This window comes from Nostoc sp. TCL240-02 (assembly GCF_013343235.1).
Classification (GTDB): domain Bacteria; phylum Cyanobacteriota; class Cyanobacteriia; order Cyanobacteriales; family Nostocaceae; genus Nostoc.
Window position 1 is genome coordinate 4068940 of record NZ_CP040094.1, and the last position, 25545, is coordinate 4094484.

Consider the following 25545-nt stretch of genomic DNA (forward strand, 5'->3'; position numbering starts at 1 on the left):
CATTGTATACCTCACTTACTTGCAATTCTCTGTATTTATTACATTACTTAATTTCCTTTGATTATTCTCGCCTACTTACTTAATTAGAAGCAGAAGTTATTAAATTTTTTACCATTATATTAAACCTCATCTATATTGAAACATAGAGTTTTTTAAAAAATATATTTATGTAGATTGGGTTGAGTGAAACATAACGCAAGATTACCACCTTATTTATGTTGGGTTAAGCGATCGCTGCACCCAAACGACAAAACTACGGTTCTCAAGGTAGACGAGGTTTATATACAAATATATTACTAGGAATTACGTACTGTACAAAAAAGCTATATTATGGATCAACGTAAATACGTCGTTTTAGATTTCTATTAATCATTGATGGTAAATAGACCTGCGTTGTAGGGGTAATTCATGAATTGCCCCTACGACGGATCTTGTTTTTCAATTTATCTATACTTGGTCTTTCCTGTCAATGCGTAAGTCCGAATTACTTAAAAAATCAGTAATTGCCCCCTTGCTATTGATATTTTAAATTACTTAAAAGTAAAGGTTAGTGTAATAAGCCCTGAAAGAAAGTGCTTGAGGGTTAATAAGTGGTCAAACAGTGCCGATATCACTGGTTAAAAGCTGTGATATTTTTCCACAAACAAAAATTACTAGCTTTATTGCTGGGAATTTTCTTCTCAATCTCTGTAGTTTTACTCTGCCAGCGACTTTCAATTCAGACTCTAAGTTTATTAACACAAGTAGTATTGATTACAGGGTTATTGGTTGTCACGCTGACATTATCAATTTGTTTTGTCCTGGCGATAAAAGTAAATAATCAGCAAATAGCACTCATAAATCAGGAGCTAACTCATAGGATTTTAGAGCAAAAACAGGTAGAAATTACCCTCCGCGCCAGTGAAAATCGTCTGCGCCAGTTACTAGAAACTGTCAAAGTCATCCCTTGGGAATTAGACTTGAAAACTTGGCGATTTATTTACGTTGGGCCACAAGCGGTAGATTTGTTAGATCATGCGATCGCACAATGGTACGAAGAAAATTTTTGGGTTAATCATCTACATCCACATGACCGAGAAAAGTCTGTTCATTTTCGTCAAGAAGCAATTGCTAGATGTGAGAATCACGAATTAGAATACCGGATGTTAGCAGCCGATGGGCGAGTTGTTTGGCTACGAGACGTTGTTAGCGTAGTTGAGGAAGCAGGAACTCCTACTATGCTAAGGGGGTTTATGTTTGACATTACTGATTTAAAGCAGGTTGAACAAACCTTGAGACTCAGAGAGAGGGCACTTGCTGCTACCAGTAATGGAATTATTATTGCCGATGCCAGACTTCCCTATAATCCGATTATTTACGTCAACTGCGCTTTTGAGAAAATAACAGGCTACAGTGCTGCTGATGTGATTGGGCAAAACTGTCGATTTTTGCAACGCACAGATCGCCAGCAACCAGCACTCAATGAACTGCGTTCATCTCTTCAAGCTGGAACAAGTTGCAAAGTTATTCTCCGCAACTATAGTAAAGATGGTATCTTGTTTTGGAATGAATTGAGTATTTCTCCTATTCATGACGAAAATGGCAAATTAAGCCACTTTATTGGAATTCAGACAGATATTAGCCAGCGCAAGCAAGCCGAAGCCAGTCTGCATCGGCAAGCCCTCACTTTTGAAAACATGCATGATGGCGTAATTATCACAGATTTAACCGGAAATATTATTGACTGGAATCCTGCTGCCCAAAGCATGTTTGGCTATACCAAAGCCGAGATTTTGGCTAAACATGTCAGTATTTTGCATCAGCCGGAAGTAGCCGCAACATTAAGCACCAAAATTCTCGAAAAAATCAACCAGCAAGCGCGCTGGTCAGGGGAAATAAACTTTCTTCGTAAAGATGGCAGTCAGGCAATTTGCGAAACAACAGTAGTCTCTTTACAGGATGAACAAGGAGAAACTGTTGCCACTGTTGGCATCAATCACGACATTACCGAAAACAAACGAGCTAAAGAAGCATTGCAACGGCAATTGCATCGTACCCTGCTACTTGAACAAATTACTCAAGAAATTCGTCAAAGTCTTGATACCAGCAAAATCTTTGAGACGGCTGCTACCCAAATTGGACAAGCTTTTAAAGCCGATCGCTGTCTAATCCATTCTTACATTAGCGACCCCATTCGCCGAATTCCCCTAGTAGCAGAATATAATACACTCCCCGGTTACTGCTCCATGCTGAAATTGGAAGTTCCCATGACTAACAATCCTCATGCAGAGCAGATGATGGCACAAGAAAGTGCGATCGCCTCTCCTGATGTGTATGCCGATCCTTTACTTAAGGCGACTGAACCTATCTGCCGAAAAATTAAACTGAAGTCTATGCTGTCAATCCGCACCTCCTATCAAGGAGAACCCAATGGTGCGATCGGATTACATCAGTGCAGCTATTTTCGCCAGTGGACACCAGACGAAATCGAATTACTAGAAGCAGTAGCGGCTCAACTAGGTATTGCTCTAGCACAGGCTCACTTACTGGAACAAGAAACCCGCCGACGGGAAGAACTTACCTTGAAAAACTTTGCTTTGGAGCAGGCAAAACGTCAGGCTGAAGCCGCAAATCGGGCAAAAAGTGAGTTTTTAGCAATGATGAGCCACGAAATTCGGACTCCAATGAATGCTGTTATTGGCATGACCGATCTCCTGCTGAATACTGACCTCACCTCCCAACAGCAAGACTTTGTAGAAACAGTTCGTAGTAGCGGAGATGCTTTGCTTACCATCATCAATGACATTCTAGATTTCTCCAAAATTGAGTCGGGAAAACTGGAATTAGAAGAACAGCCTTTTGATTTGAGAGCTTGTGTGGAACAGGCTATTTCTCTATTAGCCCCGAAAGCTGTCCAAAAAGATATCGAACTAGCTTACCTAATCGAACCACAAGTTCCCACTCAGATTGTTGGCGATATGACACGTCTGCGCCAAGTCTTAATGAATCTCCTCAACAACGCCATTAAGTTTACTGAATATGGAGAAGTGGTACTCTCTGTTGAACTGGGGGCTGGAGATTCAGGGAAGCAGGGGGAAAATTCCTCTCCTCTGCACCCTTCCCCCGTTCGGCTACGCTCACGGCAAGCCTGCTCCTCTACCTCTTCCGAGTCCCCAATCCAAATTCAATTTGCCATCAAAGATACAGGTATTGGCATCACGCCAGAGAAGATAGAGCGGTTATTTCATCCCTTCACTCAGGCTGATGTCTCCATGACTCGAAGATATGGCGGCACAGGGCTAGGACTAGTCATTAGCAAGCGGCTTAGTAAGATGATGGGGGGCACTCTTTGGGTGGAAAGCCAAGGGATTGTTGGTGGCAATCCTAGCCCTAGATGGAAAAGTAGAGAATTATTATCATCTCCTTGCTCTTGCCAAGGTTCAACATTCTACTTCACGATTACTGCCCAAGTGTCTGCTGTACTAGAAGCTGAATTTAGTAATTCGCCGATGCAGCTTCAGGGAAAGCGCCTGTTGATTGTGGATGACAATCTGACTAACTGCCAAATTATCAGCTTGCAAGCAGAGTCTTGGAAAATGGAAACTTATGCTGCCAAATCTGCGAAAGAAGCGTTAGCTCAACTTGCTCAGGGGACACAGTTTGATATTGCCATTTTAGATATGGAAATGCCGGAAATGGATGGCATAACCCTAGCTCGTCAAATCCGCAGGCAATCTGGTTGTCAAAATCTACCTTTAGTAATTCTCACCTCTTTAGGTAGAGGAGAAACATTCTCTGACTTTGGTGATCTCGATGCTGCCTCTTTGAGCAAACCCATCAAACAGTCTCAACTCTACGATGTTATGACCCGTGTTTTAGGAAATCAGCCAAGCCAAGTGAGTATTTCTGATTTTCCCTTGGTCGTTCGGCATTTGACCGATCCACTGCCACTACGGATTCTTTTGGCAGAGGATACGGTTGTCAATCAGAAAGTTGCTTTACTAATGCTACAGAAAATAGGTTATTCGGCTGATGTCGTAACTAATGGGGTAGAAGTACTCAAGGCTTTGGAAAAACAGCCTTATGACCTAGTGTTGATGGATGTTCACATGCCCGAAATGGATGGGTTAGAAACAGCTCAGAGAATCTGTCAAGAATGGGAAGTTGGTTTTCGTCCATATATCATTGCGATAACTGCCAATGCGATGCGAGGCGATCGCGAAATTTGTCTTGCTGCTGGTATGGATGACTACATTAGCAAACCGATTCAGCTTCAAAAATTAGCTCAGGCACTCAGCAAATGCCCACGCCAAAGAAGTCTTGAAGTTACTTCTATAATCAAACAAGATCGAGCGATGTACTTAGAATTCCAACCTTTGCAAGATATTCTCCAAGAAGAGCAAAACCAGACATTAAAAAGTGCCAAAATTGATGCCAAAATTCTCCAATCCTTACGGGATATAGTCAGAGGCGATCGTGTTGTATTTGCTGAACTAATTAAGTGTTATCTTACAGAGACACCGAGACTGGTACAAGATATTAGGACTGCGATCGCAAATCGGGATGCCCAAACTATATGGAAAGCAGCCCATCAACTTAAGTCTAGCAGTGCCTCAATTGGAGCGATCGCTTTAGCACAGCTTTGCAAGGTTTTAGAAGCACAGGGACGGAGCAGTGAACTAGATAACAGCGTAGAATTACTCACGCAGTTATACCAGGAATATGAACAAGTTAAAACTGCGTTAGAAAAAGAACTTGCGAAGGAAACGCCATGACAGCTACTGCTCAAGAAAGCCAATCTTTAGTTCTAATTGTTGATGATGAGCCTTTTATCCGCATGATACTTCGGCATTTTTTAGAGCGGGAAGGCTATAAAATAGCGGAAGCTCAAAATGGTAGAGAAGCTTTAACTGCTTTTAAGGAACTGCGCCCTGACATAATACTTCTTGATGCCATCATGCCGGACATGGATGGGTTCGAGTGTTGCACTAACTTAGAACTTCTTGATTGCAGCAAGCACACTCCAGTTTTAATGATTACAGGACTTGAGGATCAAGAGTCAGTTGATCGGGCATTTGCAGTCGGGGCAATAGACTATGTTACCAAACCGATTCACTGGCCAGTTTTGCGACAACGGGTAAAACGCTTGATTCAGCAATCTCAGTTACAACAAAAACTGGAAACCGTTAATTTGGAATTGCAGCGATTAGCTACTATTGATGGATTAACTCAAATAGCTAACCGCCGACGCTTTGAAGAGTATTTGAACCAAGAGTGGCAGCGTCTAAAACGGGATCAACGGCCTCTTTCCCTGATTCTTTGCGATGTTGATTTCTTCAAATTATATAACGATACTTATGGACATCGAGTAGGCGATCGCTGTCTTCAAAAAATTGCTAAGGCCATCAAAGATATTATTAAACGTCCCGGAGATTTAGTTGCCCGTTATGGTGGGGAAGAATTTGCTGTGATTTTACCTAACACAGATACCGAAGGGGCGACTCATGTAGCCAAGAAAATTTGCCATACTATCCGAACATTGGCAATACCTCATGAAAATTCCCAAGTCACTCCTCATGTAACCATTAGTGTTGGGTTTACGACAGAAATTCCTCAGTCAGACGCTGACTTGGAAGAAATGATTGCCGCAGCAGATCGGGCATTGTATCAAGCAAAGGCAGCAGGACGCGATCGCTTTGTGCAAGATATTTTACTACCCAAAAATAAAAATTTCCGTTAGTGCGACAGTTTGGCACACACTTTCTATCCGATACATTCCGCCAAACCAATCACATCAGTTTCATTCATATAGCAATACGCTTGGGTTAAGGGCTACTGGCAAAAATTTTGGTTTTTCGAGACGCGATACGCCGTCTCTACAAATGTTTTGGTCTGATCTGAACTGTATTAAGATATGAGCGGTAAGAATCCCTAATTAAGGTTTGTGGCAAAAGCCTTGTAATATCATGTCCGGCTGATTAGTTATAATTTCCGCATCTGTGTAAAAACCTGAAAATCCTTTCTCCCCGTGCCCCCTGCTCCCTGCCCTCTGCCCCCTGTCCCCTGCCCCCTGCCCCCTTGCAGTCTTAATGATAAGTCTTTAACCGGACACAATACAAGTTCAGTTGCGCGGGATTTGTGAAGTAGTGCGATCGCGGCTTGATATCATTAGAAAAGCGATCGCGGTTCCGTATGAGCGATCGCTAGATTAATCCCTAACCACAGGGATTGATTATGACAATTATATTTGTTGTAGTACTTTAATGATTGCAGTGCTAGCCCCCTCATTTCGACACTCTTAAAAGATAAAAAGAATTGCTCTACTGTAATATTAGAAGAAAGTAAAAATTCAAAATTTGGGTTCCTTTTTCAATACCATTATTTGTCTCAAAATAGCCGTACACAATGGACTGTCACTATCTAAAAAACCATTCACGATCGTAAAGTGGTTTTCATTGGGCTGTGGTAAATATTCACCAGGCAATTCTTTTTCTTTCCATGCAGCCAGAAAATCTAGCGATTGTCGTTCAAACTCTGAAGTCTCTTTGCCGCCATAAGTTACAAGTAGAGAACCAGCTTTTTCAGGAAGATGACGGATAGGACTATTGCGAAGAACTTCACCCCAAGTCAATTGTATTTTGGGTTGTAGCCAAGTGTAGGGAAATGGCATCAAATCAAATAAACCGCTAATAGCACAACCACCTTTAATGATGTCATCTGGTAGTCCATAGTCGTTTTTCCAGTCTGTAGCCATAAGCATCGCAGTTAAGTGACCACCGGCTGAGTGACCAGCTACATGGATGCGATTGGGGTCTGCACCAAAGCTTTCTGCGTTATTATAAATCCAGGCGATCGCTGAACGATTTTGGCGGACAATCTCATCAATGGTTACTTTGGGACACAAGGCATAGTTGACCACCACCACTGTAACATTGGCAGCTACAAGACCTTGGGCGACAAAGCTAAAATCTTTACTGTCGGACATTATCCAATAGCCACCGTGGATAAATACCAAAATTGGTGCTTGTGGTTGCGTTGCAGGAAAAATATCTAGATGTTCGACTACGGTAGAACCAAAAACAACATTTAGATGACAGCGTAATTTTTCACGCACCTTAGCACTGTTTGCGGCATACAAATTCATGTATCCAGGTATATCAAGACCTAGTTCACTGGGATTGTACTGGTAATCTAGCTCGGCTTGAGTTTGAAAATTTTGATACAGCATTGAGTTTTCTGGTTTAGGGCAAATGATTTTAATCAAAACAAATTCATTCTGTTAGCGGATAGCTAGGGTTTAGCCCATTCTGACTCCTGAACGAAAAAGCGGATAGCGCAGCGTAAAGCCTGCGGCATAGCGTCTCGTAGAGAGCGTCGCGTCTTGATTTTGACTTCTGAATTCTTCTTCAACTAAATTTTTGAGTGAATTAATTCCTTATAAAGTCAAAGTCTTACGTTGCTTTAAATTAGTCATAAGAATCGCTAAACAATTACATGAAACTTGATATGAGAAACAGCCTATAATATTACTGAAATACTCATCATAAATCTGATTAAAGTAAGTGATATAACAAAACACAAAACCTTCCCGCCACGCATTTTATTACTGAATTTTATAAGATTTTCATAAAAGATTTAAAACATCTATTCACACAAATCAATAAAATAAAAAAGTAAATAATGCTGTAGAATTTCGGTGTAAGTCCTTTGATAAATTTACTGTTTTTGCGTTCTATTACGCAAGTTTAATTTTTATTCTTGAATAAAAATTCACTATTTTCTGACCTTTGTAAAGTTAAGATCAAATAAATCATTGAAATAATTGATCTACTCCTTGTGATAGTTGCGGTGGTAAGCGCTATCTAGACAATCTTTAGCTTGAGTAAGACAAACTAAGGAGGTTGATTCATGTTATGTATTGAAGAATTGATCAACTTAGATTTGTTTCAACAGCTTTCTAAAGAGCAATTAGAGTAGATTTGCGATCGCGCTCAAACGGATGAACTAGGAACCAAAGAAGTATTGACACATAAGGGAGAACCGGGATACCGCTTATTTAGCCTAGTCAAAGGTAATGAATCTTACCCGCTAGACAGAAGGAGTTGAAATTTCCATTGGGCAACATGAAGCCCCATCATTTTTTAGTGAAATTCCAGTACTTACCGATGGTATCTGTGACAGTGCAGGCATTGGCAAATTGTCAGTTCTATGAAGTTAAGCAGATATTACACCGTCAAAGTTAAGGATGCCTAGTTTACCTATGTAGGCATCGCTCTCTTATGTGAAGCGTATGCGATCGCAGTGTATCCCAAGATTGGCGAAATCACTGCTGATGTTGGCCATTGGAGTGGGGAGTTGGCGGGAAATCTGGCGCGAAGATTTGGTTTAGTAGATCCTTTTGGTATAAAAGCATCTGCTGAGGGAAAACTTAAAACAAGACCCTGTACTGATGGGATTCAAATTACAAATTATCGAGGATGAAAGTATTACCCCACAATACCTTTACGATTTTGACAATTCATATACTGACTGTAGTTCTGCAACGGCTAAATATAAAAGCTGAACCTACCAAAACATTTAGATTCTCTATGTAGCCAAATTTATGGGCAAAACCATGATTATTCACAGCTTCCCCGCACCGCATAAAAGCTTAAAACGCACTTATATAAGCATTTTTAAGCATTTTTTCAAAATTTCTAATTTTAATAAGGACAAATTAAAACTCCTTTGACACAATAGGACAGAAACAGAGAGGTATCTAATATTCTCATCTCTCTGTATATATGACTAGGCGACTAGACTAGTATAAAAAAACCAAGCCACTTATCCAAAATACGATGAACCCCAACAACCCTTTGCAGACAATGCAAACAAGTTTCCATACGGCTTTAGGTGCTGTTAGTGAATTTACGGCCCTACTTCAGGAGCCCCAAAAACTCACCAATTACTTTACCAGAATGCAACAAAAGCCGGATCAATTGTTCCAAGATTTAGCAGTAAAAGGCAAAAATATGGAACAAGATATGAATAGTTTTTTCAAAAATTACTTTTGCGGAGGTGGTGACAAATCACCATATCCCAAATATATAGAACGGGCAGATGGGCAGGCTTTTAACCAACCCTATGAAATCAAAGGGACAAAAATGTACGGCTTTGTCGTTGAGGGTTCAATGGCGAAGTTGCAAGAGGTGTGTGATAAATATCTCAACGATCCCAATAACGGAGAGATTGAATATCGCCCAGCGATGAACTATCTCGTTCTGACATTCAACAAGATAGATTCTTTAAGTTCCATCTATCCTCCCGACTATGACAAAGGAACTGTGCATGAAGAAGAAGCCATCTTTTGGATGTTAACAGTGGTAGGTAAAAGAGTCGGGCCTTTATTTATAGCCGAACGCCTAGCTTGGTTTATGCCTTACGTGTACGTGAATAATTCTCCCATCCTAGTTTCGGGTAGAGAAGTCTATGGCTTCTTTAAAGAACTTGGCCTATTTCAGATCCCTGAATTAAATCAAGAACCAGATTTATTCACTGTAGATACCTTAGTATTTAAAGAATTTTCTCCTACAAGCCAATCTCTAGATGCTCGCCTGCTGGAAGTTCAACGCGTCAATACAGGAGAGAAACATCAAGCCATCAAGACATGGGACACCTTTGAGGAAGCAGCAAGAGCGATCGCTAGTTTATTATTTGACAAAAACGAAATTCTGATTCCTGGCTTACAGTTACCCTTCAATCTCCTCGAATATCTCTTAGAAAAAATCGTCCCTCTCGTTACCCTTAAACAAATCCGCGACGTAGAAAACAGCAAAAAAGCCTGCTATCAAGCACTGATTGAATCCCCCATGCAACTACAAACCTTCTATGGCGGAAAACTCTTTGGCGATCAATTTCAACTAAAAATCAATAACTTCGCTAGCCAACCAATCGTCCAAGACTTAGGACTACATAAAGGCTATCCCGCAGGTAGCGAATCCATAAATATCCCCGTAAAACTCGGTTTCGTGCTGCACTTCGACTTCACCCTCAAAGATGGGAAAACCGTTTGGCAAGCACCACAGAAAAATTAGCATTGGGCAAATATAATTCCCTACTACACAAGCAAAGTCCATCTAATGCAAAATCAAGGGTTTACTAACCTGCGAAGGCAGGTTTTGCCTGTGTAGCCGCGACTTCTAGTCGCCCAAACTTTCTCAACTAGCATCAGGAAAAACAAATATGTCTGAAACCTTTAAGCCCAAAAAAATCGCTATTTTAGGCGGTGGAATATCATCCCTAACCACTGCTTATGAATTAACCAGTCAATCAGGGTGGGATAGTCTCTACGATATTACTATTTATCAAACAGGTTGGCGTTTGGGTGGTAAATGTGCAACTGGACGCAATATCAAACCCCATACACCCAATTCTGAACCAGACTATCGCATCGAAGAACACGGACTGCACATTTTTTTTGGATTCTACGAAAATGCTTTTCGTCTACTCAAGCAATGCTACGACGAATTAGGTGGTAACGGGCCTTTCAGCACCATAGAAGACGCATTCAAGCCTCACAGTCTCATCGTCTTAGAAGAATACATCAATAAAAATTGGAAAACTTTACCTTTTGATTTTCCTACCAATTCTCTAGTTCCTTGGGAAGGCGGCGGCATTTCTTCCCTTTGGGAACATATCTGCACAACCATTGAATTTGTCATTCAGACTTACGGAGTAATTGATGATTATAGTCAGTCAAAGTCTACCAAAAGTTCTTCAACATCTTTTGCCAAACAAATGGCATTAGGCAAAGAGGTAATGGAATGTTTATCAGATAGTAGTCTCTTACAGTTTCCTAGCCAGTTGATTCAGTTATTTCTCCAACAACCCATGTTTTGGGGAGGATGGCTGAACAATATCAACCAATTTATTGGTAATATCCTTCAAAACCTAGATTTGACTTCTGAAAAAGTATTTTTAAATCTTGCCTACAACCTAGCTAAATCACTTCCCAAAAATACCAAAACTCACAGACGCGAACATCATCAGTTAATTCTTAAGCTCATAGACCGCTTTAAAGAACACTTAATCTCTGAGATAGAATCTAAGATTGGGCAAAACCCTGATATGTTGTGGCGTTTAACACTCATCGATTTAGCATTAGCAAACATCCGGGGTTTGTTTGTCGATGAGATAATTGATTTTCGTTCCCTAGACAGTTTAGATGAGTACAACTACAAAGACTGGCTACTAAAACACGGAGCTAGAGAATCAAGCGTTAAATCAGCATTTATTCGCGTCTTATACGATTTAGTGTATGGTTTTCCAGAAGGTAATACCGATAAACCCCAACTAGCAGCCGGAACAGCTATTCGTGTCCTCACCACTATCTTGTTCAAATACAATGGCGCAATCATGTGGAAAATGCAATCAGGGATGGCAGATGTAGTCATCACTCCACTATATGAAGTGCTAAAGCGTCGTGGTGTAAAATTCAAGTTCTTCCATGTTGTCAAGCAGTTACATTTGGATCAAAATCAGCAATCAATTGCCAGTATAACTTTGGCTCGTCAAGTAAATTTAAAAAACCCAAAGCAAGAATATCAACCACTTATCACAGTTAAAGACATTCGTTGTTGGCCTAGTGAACCTCTTTACGATCAGATTGTCGATGAAGAAGCCCAAAAACTCCAAGACCAAGAAATTAACCTTGAGTCATATTGGACACCTTGGCAGAATGTAGATAAAATTACCCTCACTAAAGGCAATGATTTTGATATTGTGTTGCTGGGAATTTCTATAGCCGCTTTACCCTCCATTTGCAGTGAATTGCTCCATGCTAAAAAAAATCCGGCTCACCAAAAATGGAGCGAGATGTTAACGCAAGTCAAAACAGTAACTACTCAAGGCGGACAAATATGGCTGAAGCCTACCTTATCGCAATTAGGATGGCAACAACCTAGCCCTGTGCTAGGAGCTTACGTTGAACCACTTGATGTCTATGCAGATATGAGCGAGTTAGTACAACGAGAAAATTGGCCTTCCGATTATTATCCTTACAATGCAGCTTATTTCACGGGTGTAATTGCAGATCCAGGGATTCCTCCCCACACAGCTTATGATTTTCCAGATAAAGCTCAAAAAAAGGTACAACAAGAAGCAATTAACTTCCTGAATAATCACATCGGACAGCTTTGGCCTGATGCTACTCAGCCAAAAAATCCCCAAGGATTGAATTGGGATTTACTAATAGATTTTCAAAACCGTCAGGCAGTAGAACGCTTTAAAGCTCAATACTGGCGAGTTAACATTAACCCATCAGAACGATATGTGCTGTCTGTACCTGGAAGTAGCAAGCATCGGCTCAAAACTGATGAATCTGGGTTTGATAACCTTTATCTAGCTGGCGACTGGATTAACAACGGTTACAATTCCGGTTGTGTAGAAGCTACAGTCATGTCTGCAATGCAAGCAACACGAGCTATTCTAAACCAATGCTTCCATATAAAATACACCAAAGAAATTATTGGTGAGTGGGATTCTTGGTTATAATGAGGTGCATTTTAACAAACTCAACAAAAATTAGCATTATTTAGGTTGTTAAAACCTATACTATCTGATAAATCGATACATTTTTAATGTTTGTTCTATAACAGATTTTAAAAATGTATTTATTATTCTTTTAATAATAGGTTCATTAGTTGGAACTTTGAAGTTTTTTTAAATATTAGTATTACCAATGATTACATTATCGAATTACCAAATTATAGAATTAATTGATGAGGGGATAAAAACTGCTGTTTATCGAGCCAGGAGAAATCAAGATGGTCAAATAGTAGTTATTAAGCTTTTAAAAACAGAATACCCTGAGCTAAGAGATATAGCAGCCTTTAAACATGAATATGAGCTAATCAAAAATTTAGATATCTCAGGAGTTATTCAAGCTCATAGCTTAGAAAAATACAACAATGGTTTTGCTATTGTTTTAGAAAATTTTGATGGAATTTCTCTATACAAAACTATCCAGGCAGAAAAAATTGAGTTACGAAATTTTCTCAATGTAGGCATTCAAATTACTCAAGCTTTAGGTGAATTACACCAAAATAATATTATCCATAAAGATATTAAACCACAGAATATTATTGTTAATTTAGCAACCTGTCAAGTTAAAATCATTGATTTTTCTATCTCATCATTGCTTTTTCAAGAGAAAGCCAAACTCAATAATCCTGATTTGCTTGAAGGAACTCTAGCCTATATGTCTCCAGAGCAAACGGGAAGAATGAATCGGTCAGTTGATTACCGTACAGACTTTTATTCCTTGGGTGTAACTTTTTATGAAATGCTCACAGGTCAGTTACCATTCTCAGCAACCGATCCAATGGAGTTAGTTCATTGTCATATTGCTAGACAACCCATAGCAGTAGAACAATTAAATCCACAAATCCCTCAAGTAATTTCTGCAATTATTATGAAATTACTCAGCAAAACTGCTGAGGGAAGATATCAAAGTGCTTTTGGAATTAAAGCTGATTTAGAAACTTGTCTCGATCAATTAGAGCAAACTAACTCTATAACCAACTTTTCTATTGGCCAGCGGGATCATTCTAGCCAACTGCAAATTCCCGAAAAGTTGTATGGACGAGAAGCAGAAATAGATATCTTAATGAATGCTTTTGAAAAAGTTAATCAAGGAAATAAAGAATTAATATTGGTTGCAGGTTACTCAGGTATTGGTAAATCAGCATTAGTTAACGAAATTCATAAACCTGTTATCAAAAACAGAGGCTATTTTATTGCTGGTAAATTTGAGCAATTTCAGCGCAATATTCCTTATGCTTCCCTGATTCAAGCATTTCAAGAGTTAATACAGCAATTACTGACAGAAAGTGAAGCACAATTATCTACTTGGAAAGAAAAACTTTTAGAGGCTTTAGTTCCGAATGCTCAAATTATTATTGATGTCATTCCTGAACTAGAACTGATTATTGGTAAACAACCAGAAGTCCCACAACTAGCTTCAGCAGAAGCACAGAATCGCTTTAACTTGGTTTTTCAAAAGTTTATCAATGTGTTTGCTCAAAAAGAACATCCATTAGTTGTATTTTTAGATGATTTACAATGGGCAGATTTAGCTTCATTAAAATTAATTCAGTTATTGATTACAGATGCTGAAATTCAATATTTATTACTCATAGGAGCTTATCGAGATAATGAAGTTGATGCTAGCCATTCTTTAATGTTAGTTTTGCAGGAAATTGAAAAGAATAGTAGCCCCGTCCAGATTATTTACTGTCAAAATCTAAAAATTACTCATATTTGTCAATTAGTTAGCGACACTCTAAAATCTAGTTTAGAAAATTCCAAAGAGTTAGCAAAATTAATTTTCAATAAAACTGCTGGTAATCCATTCTTTATAAATCAATTACTCAAGTTCATTCATAAAGAAAATTTACTTTTGTTTGATTTTCTTACTGGTCAATGGCAATGGGATATTCAGCATATTCAGATGTTAGAAATTACTGATAATGTTGTTGAATTAATGATAGGTAAAATTCAAAAACTCAAATATACTACACAAAATATTTTAAAAATAGCTGCATGTATTGGCAATCGATTTAATTTAAAAATACTTTCTTGTATTAACGAAAAATCTCATAATGACACAGCTTTAGAGATTTGGGAAGCATTACAAGCTGGTTTAATTATACCTTTAAGCGATAATTATAAACTACCACATCTATTAGATTATGTTGAGATTTTTGTAATTGATTATAAATTTCTTCATGATCGCGTTCAACAAGCGGCTTATGCTTTGATACCCAATGAGCAGAAAAAGGAAATTCACTTAAATATTGGTAGGCTGCTATTAAAGAATATAGATGAAAGTTTACTAGAAGAAAGAATCTTCGATATTGTTAACCAATTAAATATCGGTATTGAACTGATTACCTCTCTAGAAGAAAGATATAAAATAGCAAAGTTAAATCTTATTTCTGGGCAGAAAGCTAAGGATTCTGCTGCTTACGAATCTGCTGTAAAGTTTCTGAGGCAAGGTCTAAGTTTACTTGCAGTCGATTGTTGGCAAAACTATTATGAATTAACTCTTAGTCTCCATGTAGAAACCGTAGAAGCAGAGTATTTAAATACAAATTTTGAGCAAGCAGAAGCATTATTTACCAGTGTGATAAGTAATAGTAAAACTATTCTGGATGCTGTTAAAGTATATGAGAAAAAAATTCAGTTCTATGTTGCTCAAAATCAAATGCAAGAAGCATTAGATTTAGATTTGCAGGTGCTAGAGATGCTGGGAGTTTCTTTATCTCAAACTCCACCAGCAGATTTAAAAGTTGAAGAATTAGTCAATCTACCAGAAATGACTGATGCTCATAAGCTAGCTGCTATGAGGATACTAATGACAGCTATGCCTCCGGCTTATTTAGCCGATCCTGCACTTTTACCACTGATTGCTTTTACGATGGTTGATTTATGTGTGCAGTATGGCAATTCATCTTTTGCAGCTTATGCCTATGGTTTTTATGGGCTAATTTTATGTGGGCCTCTTAAGGAAATTGAATCAGGTTATAGATTTGGTAAATTATCTTTGCAGATTTTAGATAAATTCAACGCTAGAGAAATAAAATCTAAAGTTTATGCACTATTTAATATTTTTGTTAGACATTGGAAAGAACATATTAAAGCAACTATAGAACCTTTACAAGATGGTGTTCAAAGTGGTTTAGATACAGGTGATATTGAGTATGTGGGGTACAATGGATTATTAGTTTGTTGGCATCCTTTTTGGGTTGGAGAAAACTTAGAAATTGTTGAACAAAGACTAGAACAATATATTAATTTAGCACACAAGATTAAGCAAGAGCATTTTACCATTTGTTTGCTTATTTTAAAACAAATGGTAATCGAACTAGTTCAAGGGACTGATAATGAATCTTACTTAGAAGGTGATAGTTTTAATGAGTCCGTAATGCAGAGAATGGCAGGAAATATTACAGCTATCTTTTATAGTTATCTTGCCAAAAGCATTTTGAGTTATTTCTTTAAAGATTATAGCCAGTCTGTTAAAAATGCTCAATTAGCACAACAGTATGAAGTTGCCGTTAGTGGGACTGTTTATCTATGTGAATATAAATTTTATTATTCTCTGGCATTGTTAGCCTTCTTTTTAAAGACTACTTCTCAAACAGATACAAAAGCTGATATAGAGATAGTAGAACAAAATCAAAAACAATTAAAAGAATGGGCAGATCATGCACCTGTAAATAATCAGCACAAATACGATCTAGTAGAGGCAGAAAAAGCACGATTTTTAGGCCAAGTCTTAGTAGCAATGGAACACTACGATCGCGCGATTCAAGGGGCTCATAATTTTGGATATATTCATGAAGAGGCGCTAGCTTATGAATGTGCAGCAGAATTTTATCTCAGTCTAGGAAGAAATGAATTTGCCTCACTATACATGACAAAGGCACATTATGGTTATCGCCGTTGGGGAGCAAGTGCTAAATTTAAGGATCTGGAATCAAAATACCCAGAATTAATTGCTAAGGTTTCCGCTCACTCTCAAATAGGCTTTATAAGTAATACTATTACTACTTCTACTGCTAATGAAAAGTCAAGTGGTCTAGATTTTATTACAGTTATTAAAGCATCGCAAGCTTTATCAGAAGTAATTTTATTGGAAAGTTTGCTAGAAAAATTAATGACAATTGTAATTGAGAATGCTGGCGCTCAAACTGGTATTTTACTTCTAGAGAAAGGAGGAAAATTATTTATTGAGGCTCAAGCAGATGTAGACCAAGATGATTTAACTGTTGGTCAATCAATACCAGTCGAAAACAGTCATAAATTGCCTATATCTGTAATTAATTATGTCACAAGAACAAAAAAGGATGTGGTTTTATCTGATGCCAGTAATGAAGGTAGTTTTATGATAGACCCGTACATTATTGAGCATCGTATAAAATCTCTTATGTGTACTTGTATTGTGAATCAAGGCAAAGTAATTGGGTTACTTTACTTAGAGAATAATTTAACAGTGGGAGCATTTACGTCAGATAGAATACAAGTATTAAAAATACTATTTTCGCAAGCAGCTATTTCCTTAGAAAATGCCCGACTCTACGCAAATTTAGAGGAGAAAATTGAGGAAAGAACGAGGGAGATAAATGATAAAAATGTGCGATTAAATCAAACACTGCATGAATTAAAATTAGCTCAAGCTCAACTTATTCAAACAGAAAAAATGTCCAGTTTGGGTCAAATGATTGCTGGTATTGCTCATGAAATTAATAACCCTGTAAGCTTTATTCATGGCAATTTAGATCACATTAATAATTACACACAGGATTTACTTAGTTTAATTAATATTTATCAAAATATCTACCCTAATGTAGCACCAGAGATTGAAGAGTTTTTAGAGAATATTGATGTTGATTTTATTAAAGAAGATATACCTAAAACTTTATCTTCGATGAAAATTGGCACGCAACGCATTCGAGAAATTGTGCTGACATTGCGTAATTTTTCTCGGTTGGATGAGGCTGATATGAAACCTGTTAACATTCATCAGGGAATTGAGAGTACGTTACTAATTTTGCAAAGCCGTCTTCAAGTCAAACCAGGTAAGCCTGCAATTGAGATTATCAAAAATTATAGTGAGTTGCCAAACGTGGAATGTTATGCTGGGCAACTCAATCAGGTATTTATGAATATTCTGAATAATGCGATTGATGCTTTAGAAAGGTCAAATAAGGAAACAACAGCAGAGGTAATTAAGAGTGATTCTAGTGCGATCGCTATTCGTACCCAATTAGTCAATCCTGATTTAGTGGCTATTTTCATTAGGGATAATGGGGTTGGTATGAGTGATAGTGTTAGACAAAAAATATTTGATCCTTTTTTCACTACTAAACCTGTGGGACAAGGTACTGGTTTAGGATTATCAATCACTTATCAAATTGTAGTAGATAAACATCACGGGACAATAGAGTGCATTTCAGCACCTGGACAGGGTGCAGAGTTTATTATTCAAATTCCCTGTCGGCAAAAGCGGTAATTTAGCATCAGATATGTCATCAAAAAATGCACCAATATTAAATCCCTTCCAGACGAAAACACATTGTTTAATTAATGTGACTAACTTAGTCACACTCTCTAATATGAGCTTTAACTAATGGGTTTGTCGATCAAAGCCAAATACTCATCACGGAAATAACGTAAGGTACTAAATACCGAATTGGGTGCAGACTGACCAAGACCACACAAACTAGTATGCTTCACCATGTCGCATAGTTCTTCCAACAATTCCAAATCAGCAAGAGATGCTTTACCTTCACTCATCTTTGTTAATAACCGATACAACTGCACCGTTCCCACCCGACAAGGAATGCACTTACCACACGATTCATCCATACAAAATTCCATGAAAAAGCGGGCGACATCCACCATATTGGTAGTTTCATCCATGACAATCATGCCGCCGGAACCCATCATCGAACCCAATCGAGTGAGTGATTCATAATCTACCGGACTATCAAAAGCTGTTGCTGGAATACACCCCCCGGAAGGGCCACCAGTTTGTACTGCTTTTACCACACCACCATCTGGTACGCCACCGCCCATTGTTTCCACAATCTGCTTTAATGAAGTTCCCATCGGTACTTCTATCAAACCTGTGTTACGGATTTTGCCTGCCAATGCAAAAACCTTTGTGCCTTTACTCTTTTCGGTGCCAATGCTGGCGAACCAGTCAGCACCTTTGCGAATAATGGGTGCAATATTAGCGTAGGTTTCAACGTTATTAATTAAAGTAGGATGACCCCATAAACCAGACTCAGCAGGGTAGGGCGGACGGGGATGAGGAGTGCCGCGTTTACCTTCAATAGAAGCCATTAAAGCAGTTTCTTCACCACAAACATAAGCCCCAGCACCGATACGAATATCAATTTTAAAATCAAATCGAGAGTTGAAAATTTGAGTGCCCAAGATGCCAAGGCGTTGGGCTTGACGAATGGCAGTTTGCAGACGATTGATAGCAATGGGATATTCTGCCCGAATGTAGATATAGCCTTGATTTGCGCCTACAGAATATGCTGCGATCGCCATTCCTTCCAAAACGCGATGAGGATCACTTTCTAAGACGCTACGATCCATAAATGCCCCCGGATCTCCCTCATCGGCGTTACAAATTACGAATTTGCGATCGCTTTGTTCGCTACTTTTTGCTTTGGCAACTGTTGCCCATTTTAAACCTGTAGGATAACCAGCACCACCACGTCCCCGTAAACCACTGCGGGTAATCGCATCTACTACTTTGTTGGGTGTCATCTCCCGTAAGACATGGTAAAGCGCTTGATAACCTTTGGTGGCAATATAAGATTGAATCCGTTCTGGGTCGATTTTGCCACTGTTTTCTAAAACAATCGGCATCTGAGACGTAAAAAATGGATGAGTTAAATCACCTTGTTGAACTGTTGTTTCTCCTCCATTGAGAGCAGTGATAATTGAGGAGGCATCACTAAGTGTAACTTTCTCATAAAGCGTATCTAGACTTTCTGGTTCGGTGTTTTTCCTAACCTGTACTAATGGGCCTTTACAGCACAAACGCATACAACCAACGCCACGAACTTCTACTGTTTCTGCCAAATTTTCTGCTATGACACCCTCTTCCAAAAGCTGTTTGACGGCTTGTGAATTGGCAGATAGACAACCAGCTGCAACACAACAACGAATTTGCACAGGTTTCTCTAAAGCACGTTCTTTTTGGGAAATTTCAATTAATTCAGGTAGATCCATCTTGCAACCATCCTTTGATGCGCTTAAGGACTGATTCAGCAGTTTGATTGCCTAAAACAGTACCATCAAAAACTACAGCAGGCGCAATTCCACAAGCACCCAGACATCTTGCTGTTAACAGTGAAATTTGACCATCTGCTGAGGTTTCACCAGCGTGAATGTGAGTAGACTTTTCTACGTTTGCCAGGATAGCTAGAGCGCCTTTGACGTAACAAGCTGTACCCGTACACACCACACAGGTATGCACGCCACTAGGTGCAAGTGAAAACAAATGGTAGAACGTGGCAACACCATAAACTCGACTAGGTGGCAGTTTGAGACTATGAGCAATGTAAATTAATATATCGTTTTCTAAATAGCCAAAAAGTTCCTGCGCTTTATGCAATATTTCAATGAGTGCATTCTGTTCATACTGGTAGCGTTTGATAGTTGCTTCCAGCATTTTAAAGCGCTTATCACCGTGAGTTAGAGAAGATATCTTTGTTATGTTGTTACTTTTAACACCAGATATTGAATTCATCGTTTGAGCCTCTCCTTTTTTCAGGATATTATGAGTCTCACAATTTTGATGATAGGAAAACAACTTGAGGAACTTGTGAGGAGAGTAAGTAAATTTTTGGCGTTGCTGGATAAGGATATGATTTAACCAGGCTCCAGGCGCAGAGATCCAGAGAAAAGACTTATAATTTAGAGAATAATGCCTAATTTTCGCCGCGTTATCAATGCTATAAGTTTATATCCTCACAACTTCCACAGATTTTTGGCTTAACCTCAATATATAGACAAAACAGGGTTTAAACGCCGAGGCAGAAGAAATCCTAATCTTCCGCCTCTTACTTTCTGCCACGCCACCTGCTACAAAAGATAGAACGTAGTCAGTGGTTCCTCTACTTTTATTGTTGAGGTGTGATGACTATGCAAAAACGACTTGGCATTCTTACCAGTGGTGGCGACTGTCCCGGACTTAATGCTGTGATTCGGGCAGTTGTTAGCCACGCCACCCTCACTTATAACTGGCAGATAGTGGGTATTCCTTATGCAACTAGAGGGCTTTTAGAGAGAAAGGCAATTCCTCTGAGGATACATGGTCTAGACCTACGTGGGATTGACCCCTTGCTGAATATGGGAGGTACAATTTTGGGTAGCATCAACAAAGGTGATACTTTAGCTCATATTGACGAGATTGTTGCAGGCTATCATGCTTTAGAACTAGATGCCTTAATTGGTATTGGTGGAGATGGCAGTTTAGCAATTCTCAACCAACTACAAAGCCAGGGAAACTGGCAGTTTATCGCCATTCCGAAAACAATTGATAATGATGTCGGCAAGACAGAAAGAGTAGTTGGGTTTGATACGGCGGTTAATACGATTGTTGATGCTTTGAATCGTTTGACATTTACAGCGGCCAGCCACGATCGCGTCATGATTGTTGAAGTTATGGGACGCAAAGCAGGTCACTTAGCACTACACTCCGGCATTGCAGGTGGTGCAGATGTGATTTTGATTCCCGAAATTCCCTATACAATAAAAGGTGTGTGCGAACATTTAGCAGAATTACGCGATCGCTGGGGACGTAGATTTGCAATTATCGTTGTGGCAGAAGGCGCTCAAATAGCAGCCGATTCATCTAGCCCTCCATCCTGCGAAAAGCCATCCTGTGGTATGGGTCAATATATTGCCGATGAACTTCGCTGTTGCAGTAACCATCAAATTGACATTCGGGTTTCCGTTTTAGGACACATCCAGCGAGGTGGTATTCCCTCAGCTTTAGACCGTTTGTTAGCAACCGCTTTTGGCAAAGCTGCGGTAGATTTATTAGCTGATGGACAATCTGCACAGATGGTAGCTTGGCAAAATGGACAAGTTGTAGCAGTTCCTTTAGAAGCAGTCTTGGCTTGTAGTCCATGTTTTGTAGATGCCAATAATTTCTTAGTGCAAACTGCGCGATCGCTCAGTACCTATATGGGAGATGTTTCTCCGACAATAACCACAATTTAATAACTCTTGGTTTGCCCATTTTTTAATGAGTTAGGAAAAATAGGCATAAAATAGGGAGCGATATCTTCCCATTAAATCATGTCCAAGCCTGGGCTTCTAAAAGGTTAGAGACGTTGAAAACATTTTTTGGAGAAGAGTTACGTGGACTCGACCTTACAGATGACCGTCTAGAAGCTCTATTACGTTACCTCGAATGCGATCGCAACTGGTACTCATTTGAGTCAATCCTAAACGAGAAACTGCACGTCCCACTGCTGAACTGCTTCTTGCTGTATTTAAGGAAATTACCCTGCTATTGATTGAGATTAAAAATGAAGTTTACGCCCATTTGACTACTCTTTCTCCGTTACAACAGCGTATTCTTGTTTTGCTTGGGTTTCCGACTACTATTTACACCCAACTTGGTGGTCAATCTTTTATCCCTGAGTAGCCTTTTTTCTAACTCCCGAAAAAATGGGCGAACCGGGAGTTATCATTTGTAATTTGGATCTTTGCCAAGCAAAACCCAACTCTCTAGGCGATGTCTAGGACGAGCTACGCCTACCTAGTTTTGGAACAAATCAGCGATCGCTATCGCTATATTCATCTCAAGTCAGGCAATCACTACAGACTTGTGTTCTGAACCAACGGGCTTGTGTTCTGAACCAACGGGCTTGTGTTCTGAACCAACAGGCTTGTGTTCTGAACCAACAGGCTTGTGTTTTGAACCAACAGGCTTGTGTTCTGAACCAACGGGCTTGTGTTCTGAACCAACGGGCTTATGTTCTGAACCAACGGGCTTGTGTTCTGAACCAACGGGCTTATGTTCTGAACCAACAGACTTGTGTTCTGAACCAACGGGCTTGTGTTCTAAACCAGCCGATTATTTTGGTAAAGCCTAGGGGACGATAATTCTCAATCACAATGAATGCATAAGCGTAGCCCATCCCAGACATCGCCTCTTCATCAACTATGCCCAAAACTCAGTAGCTAGAATAGTCAGCAGTTGAGAGGGATTTTTTGACTTCAATTTCGGCTTTGACTACAGTAGGATCATCTGTCCGTTCGATATCAAAACCCAGTTTCTCACAAACTTTTTGCATACCGTAATTATCAACCAAGATATCAGCAGTAATTTTATTTAGTTGCTCATCTCGACTGACTTGCAGTAACCTTTGTAGTAACTCGGTTCCTATACCTTGGCACTGAGAGCGATCGCACACCACAATAGCAAATTCTGCCTCATTCGTACCATGTATTTTACTTAACCGCCCGACTGCTAAGATTTCCCGTGTCTGCGTTTCGGGGTTTTGATATTCCACAACTAGGGCTACTTCGCGATCGTAATCAATAAAACAGATGCGTGTCAGTCGTTCATGGGCTACTCTGGATTGGAGCTTAATTAAGTGAAAATAACGAAAATAAACGCTTTCCTCTGAGAGTGTCTTGTGAAATTGCACCATCAACGGTTCATCTTCTGGACGGATGGGACGAATAATAACCGGAGTGCCATCTTTCATTGTCCATTGGCTGATATATTTTGTAGGATAGGGTCGAATTGCTAACTTTGGTAGTTCGTTTTGTTTAACATTCGGTTCGTGCAGGATAATCCGCGCATCGAGGGCAATTAATTGTTCAGATGAAGCCAGCAACGGGTTAATATCGATTTCCTTAATCCAACGTTGTTCGATAACTAATTGACTAAATACCACCATTAATTGTTCAAGGGCAGCCATATCAACACTTTTGCGTCCCCGGACTCCTTTAAGCGCTTTGTAAATCTGCGTTTGCTCCATCATCCGCCGCGCTAAAGTGGTATTTAGGGGTGGAAGTGCGATCGCGCGATCGTGAAAAATCTCAACTAGTTGTCCTCCTGTGCCAAAAAGCAACACCGGGCCAAACTGTGCATCAATACTACTGCCGATAATCAGTTCATAACCAGCCATCTTTACCATCGGCTGCACGGTTACACCTAAAAAATGCTCAACACCTACTTTTTCATTCACTGATTTTGCAATAGTGTTGTAAGCGTGTCGTACAGCTTCAGCATCTCTTAGATTTAACTGCACACCGCCAACATCGGTTTTATGAGTAATTGTGTGGGAAAACACCTTTAAAACAACTGGATAACCAATTTTTTCAGCACATTGAACTGCTTCATCCTCGCTTTTAGAAACGCAAGTTGCAACCACCGGAATCCCATAAGCAGCTAAAATTTGCTTCGATTCAAACTCTGTAAGAATATTTCGCTTTGCTTGACGTGCTGATTGGATAATTTTTTCCACACAGTTACGGTCTGGTATCCCTGAAGCAGAATCAAGTGCAGGCATTATGGGAGTTTCGTAGATACCACGCAGGTTATAACTAGACTGCCACATATAACTAAATATTCGAGCAGCAGTATCAGGATAAGGATATGTGGGAATATGGTTGCGATTGAGAATCATCTCACCTGCTGCAATATCTGCTCCTCCCATCCAACTAGCAAGGATGGGTTTAGCAGCTATCTGTGCATAAGGTTTCAATTGCTCGGCTGTTTGGGTGGGGTCTGTCATAGCTTGAGGTGTGAGAATCACCAATAAGCCGTCACTACTAAGGTCTTTAGCAGCAATTTCTAAGGCTTTGGTATATCGCTGTGGGTCAGCGTCGCCCAGAATATCAATCGGGTTGCCATGACTCCAATGTGCTGGTAAGAGTTGATTAAGGGATGCGCTAGTTTCTTCAGAAATTGGTGCAACTTCTCCACCCGCAGCAATCAAAGCATCAGTCGCCAGGACTCCAGGGCCACCTGCGTTAGTTAAAATTGTCAGCCGTGGCCCTTGGGGACGGGGTTGTTTTGCCAGTACCTCTGCCATATCGAACAAATCAGAGATGCTGTTGACGCGCAACACTCCACAACGCCGGAAAGCTGCATCCAGAACTTCATCACTTCCTGTCAGTGCGCCAGTATGGGAAGCAGCAGCTAAAGCAGCAGCTTCAGTGCGACCTGCTTTTATGACAATAATCGGTTTAGTTAAAGCAACTTCCCGCGCTGCTGACAAAAACGATCGCGCATTTCCAATTGATTCCATATAAATGACAATACTTTTGGTGTGCGGGTCATCACCCAAGTAGTAAATCAAATCTCCCCAACCCACATCCAGCATTGAGCCAAGAGAAACAAAGGCGCTAAAACCAACGTTTTCCCGAAAACTCCAATCAAGGATAGCCGTACAAAGCGCTCCACTTTGACTAATGAAGCCGACATTCCCAGGACGCGCCATTGTGCTGGCAAAAGTTGCATTTAAACCTGTGCGTGGACTCATTACACCCAAGCAATTAGGGCCAATAATCCGCATTTTGCCACGATGCGCTTGCTCAAGTATTTGCTGTTCTAAGGCTACACCCTCAGCACCAGCTTCTTTAAAACCAGCACTAAGGATAATTGCACCTTTCACACCTGCATCCACGCACTCAGCAATAATACCTGGAACTGTTGTTGCAGGGGTGGCAATCACTGCCAAATCAACTAATTCTGAGACATCAAAGATAGTCGGGTATGCTTTGATTCCCAGAATGCTGTGCCGTTTGGGATTAACAGGGAAAACAGTTCCACCAAAAGGATTGCCGATCAAATTCCATAGTAGGGTGCGTCCAACACTACCAGCTTTTTCGCTAGCACCAATTACAGCAACACTTTTTGGGGTAAAAATAGTATCAAGGGGGTTAGCTTTTTCAGTTCGCAAAATATCATAGGCGCGTTCAACAGATGACTGGATAGGCTTTTGCATGAGTTGCTGTTACCTGTGGTGGAAA

The 25545-nt window shown here is 39.8% G+C and carries 12 protein-coding genes; 8 read left to right on the forward strand and 4 right to left on the reverse strand.

The genetic code is table 11. The features are described from left to right. Positions 1–590 precede the first annotated feature (590 nt). Complete coding sequence (locus FBB35_RS17360) at positions 591–4754, forward strand: PAS domain S-box protein (protein WP_174710703.1); 4164 nt, start codon at positions 591–593, stop codon at positions 4752–4754. Further along, on the forward strand, positions 4751–5719 hold the full coding sequence (locus FBB35_RS17365) for a PleD family two-component system response regulator (protein ID WP_174710704.1): 969 nt from the start codon (positions 4751–4753) through the stop codon (positions 5717–5719). Before FBB35_RS17360 ends, FBB35_RS17365 begins: the two co-directional genes overlap by 4 nt. Positions 5720–6328: 609 nt before the next feature. Here the strand turns inward: FBB35_RS17365 and FBB35_RS17370 are convergent. Further along, a complete protein-coding gene (locus FBB35_RS17370) occupies positions 6329–7207 on the reverse strand; it encodes an alpha/beta hydrolase (RefSeq protein ID WP_174710705.1) in 879 nt (292 codons plus the stop codon). A gap of 1073 nt (positions 7208–8280) precedes the next feature. On the opposite strand from FBB35_RS17370, the gene FBB35_RS17375 reads away from it, so the two are divergent. The 4 genes from FBB35_RS17375 (at position 8281) to FBB35_RS17390 (ending at position 18034) form a co-directional block, all read left to right on the forward strand. After that, entirely contained in the window at positions 8281–8460 is a 180-nt protein-coding gene (locus tag FBB35_RS17375; RefSeq protein WP_174710706.1) for a hypothetical protein, read from the forward strand. Between the two features lie 356 nt (positions 8461–8816). Beyond that, positions 8817–10052: a hypothetical protein gene (locus tag FBB35_RS17380; RefSeq protein ID WP_174710707.1), complete on the forward strand. Its 1236-nt coding sequence runs from the start codon at positions 8817–8819 to the stop codon at positions 10050–10052. Between the two features lie 148 nt (positions 10053–10200). After that, a complete protein-coding gene (locus tag FBB35_RS17385) occupies positions 10201–12510 on the forward strand; it encodes an FAD/NAD(P)-binding protein (protein ID WP_174710708.1) in 2310 nt (769 codons plus the stop codon). Positions 12511–12697: 187 nt separating this feature from the next. Beyond that, positions 12698–18034 carry an ATP-binding sensor histidine kinase gene (locus FBB35_RS17390; RefSeq protein WP_174710709.1) on the forward strand — a complete coding sequence of 1779 codons (5337 nt, stop codon included), beginning with the start codon at positions 12698–12700 and terminating at the stop codon, positions 18032–18034. Between the two features lie 110 nt (positions 18035–18144). Here the strand turns inward: FBB35_RS17390 and FBB35_RS17395 are convergent, their stop codons facing one another. After that, positions 18145–19773: a NuoF family protein gene (locus FBB35_RS17395; RefSeq protein WP_174710710.1), complete on the reverse strand. Its 1629-nt coding sequence runs from the start codon at positions 19771–19773 to the stop codon at positions 18145–18147. Further along, complete coding sequence (gene hoxE, locus FBB35_RS17400) at positions 19760–20293, reverse strand: bidirectional hydrogenase complex protein HoxE (protein ID WP_174710711.1); 534 nt, start codon at positions 20291–20293, stop codon at positions 19760–19762. Before hoxE ends, FBB35_RS17395 begins: the two co-directional genes overlap by 14 nt. 395 nt (positions 20294–20688) lie before the next feature. Here hoxE and FBB35_RS17405 point away from each other — a divergent pair, with 395 nt between their 5' ends. Both FBB35_RS17405 and FBB35_RS17410 read left to right on the forward strand, forming a co-directional pair. Beyond that, complete coding sequence (locus tag FBB35_RS17405) at positions 20689–21771, forward strand: ATP-dependent 6-phosphofructokinase (RefSeq protein ID WP_174710712.1); 1083 nt, start codon at positions 20689–20691, stop codon at positions 21769–21771. A 611-nt stretch (positions 21772–22382) separates the two neighbouring features. Continuing rightward, positions 22383–22652, forward strand: a complete 270-nt coding sequence (locus FBB35_RS17410; RefSeq protein ID WP_174710713.1) for a hypothetical protein — start codon at positions 22383–22385, stop codon at positions 22650–22652. Between the two features lie 81 nt (positions 22653–22733). On the opposite strand, the gene FBB35_RS17415 is transcribed toward FBB35_RS17410, so the two are convergent. Further along, the gene (locus tag FBB35_RS17415; protein ID WP_174710714.1) at positions 22734–25520 is read right to left on the reverse strand and encodes a bifunctional acetate--CoA ligase family protein/GNAT family N-acetyltransferase; all 2787 of its coding nucleotides are present in this window, start codon (positions 25518–25520) and stop codon (positions 22734–22736) included. Positions 25521–25545 lie beyond the last annotated feature (25 nt).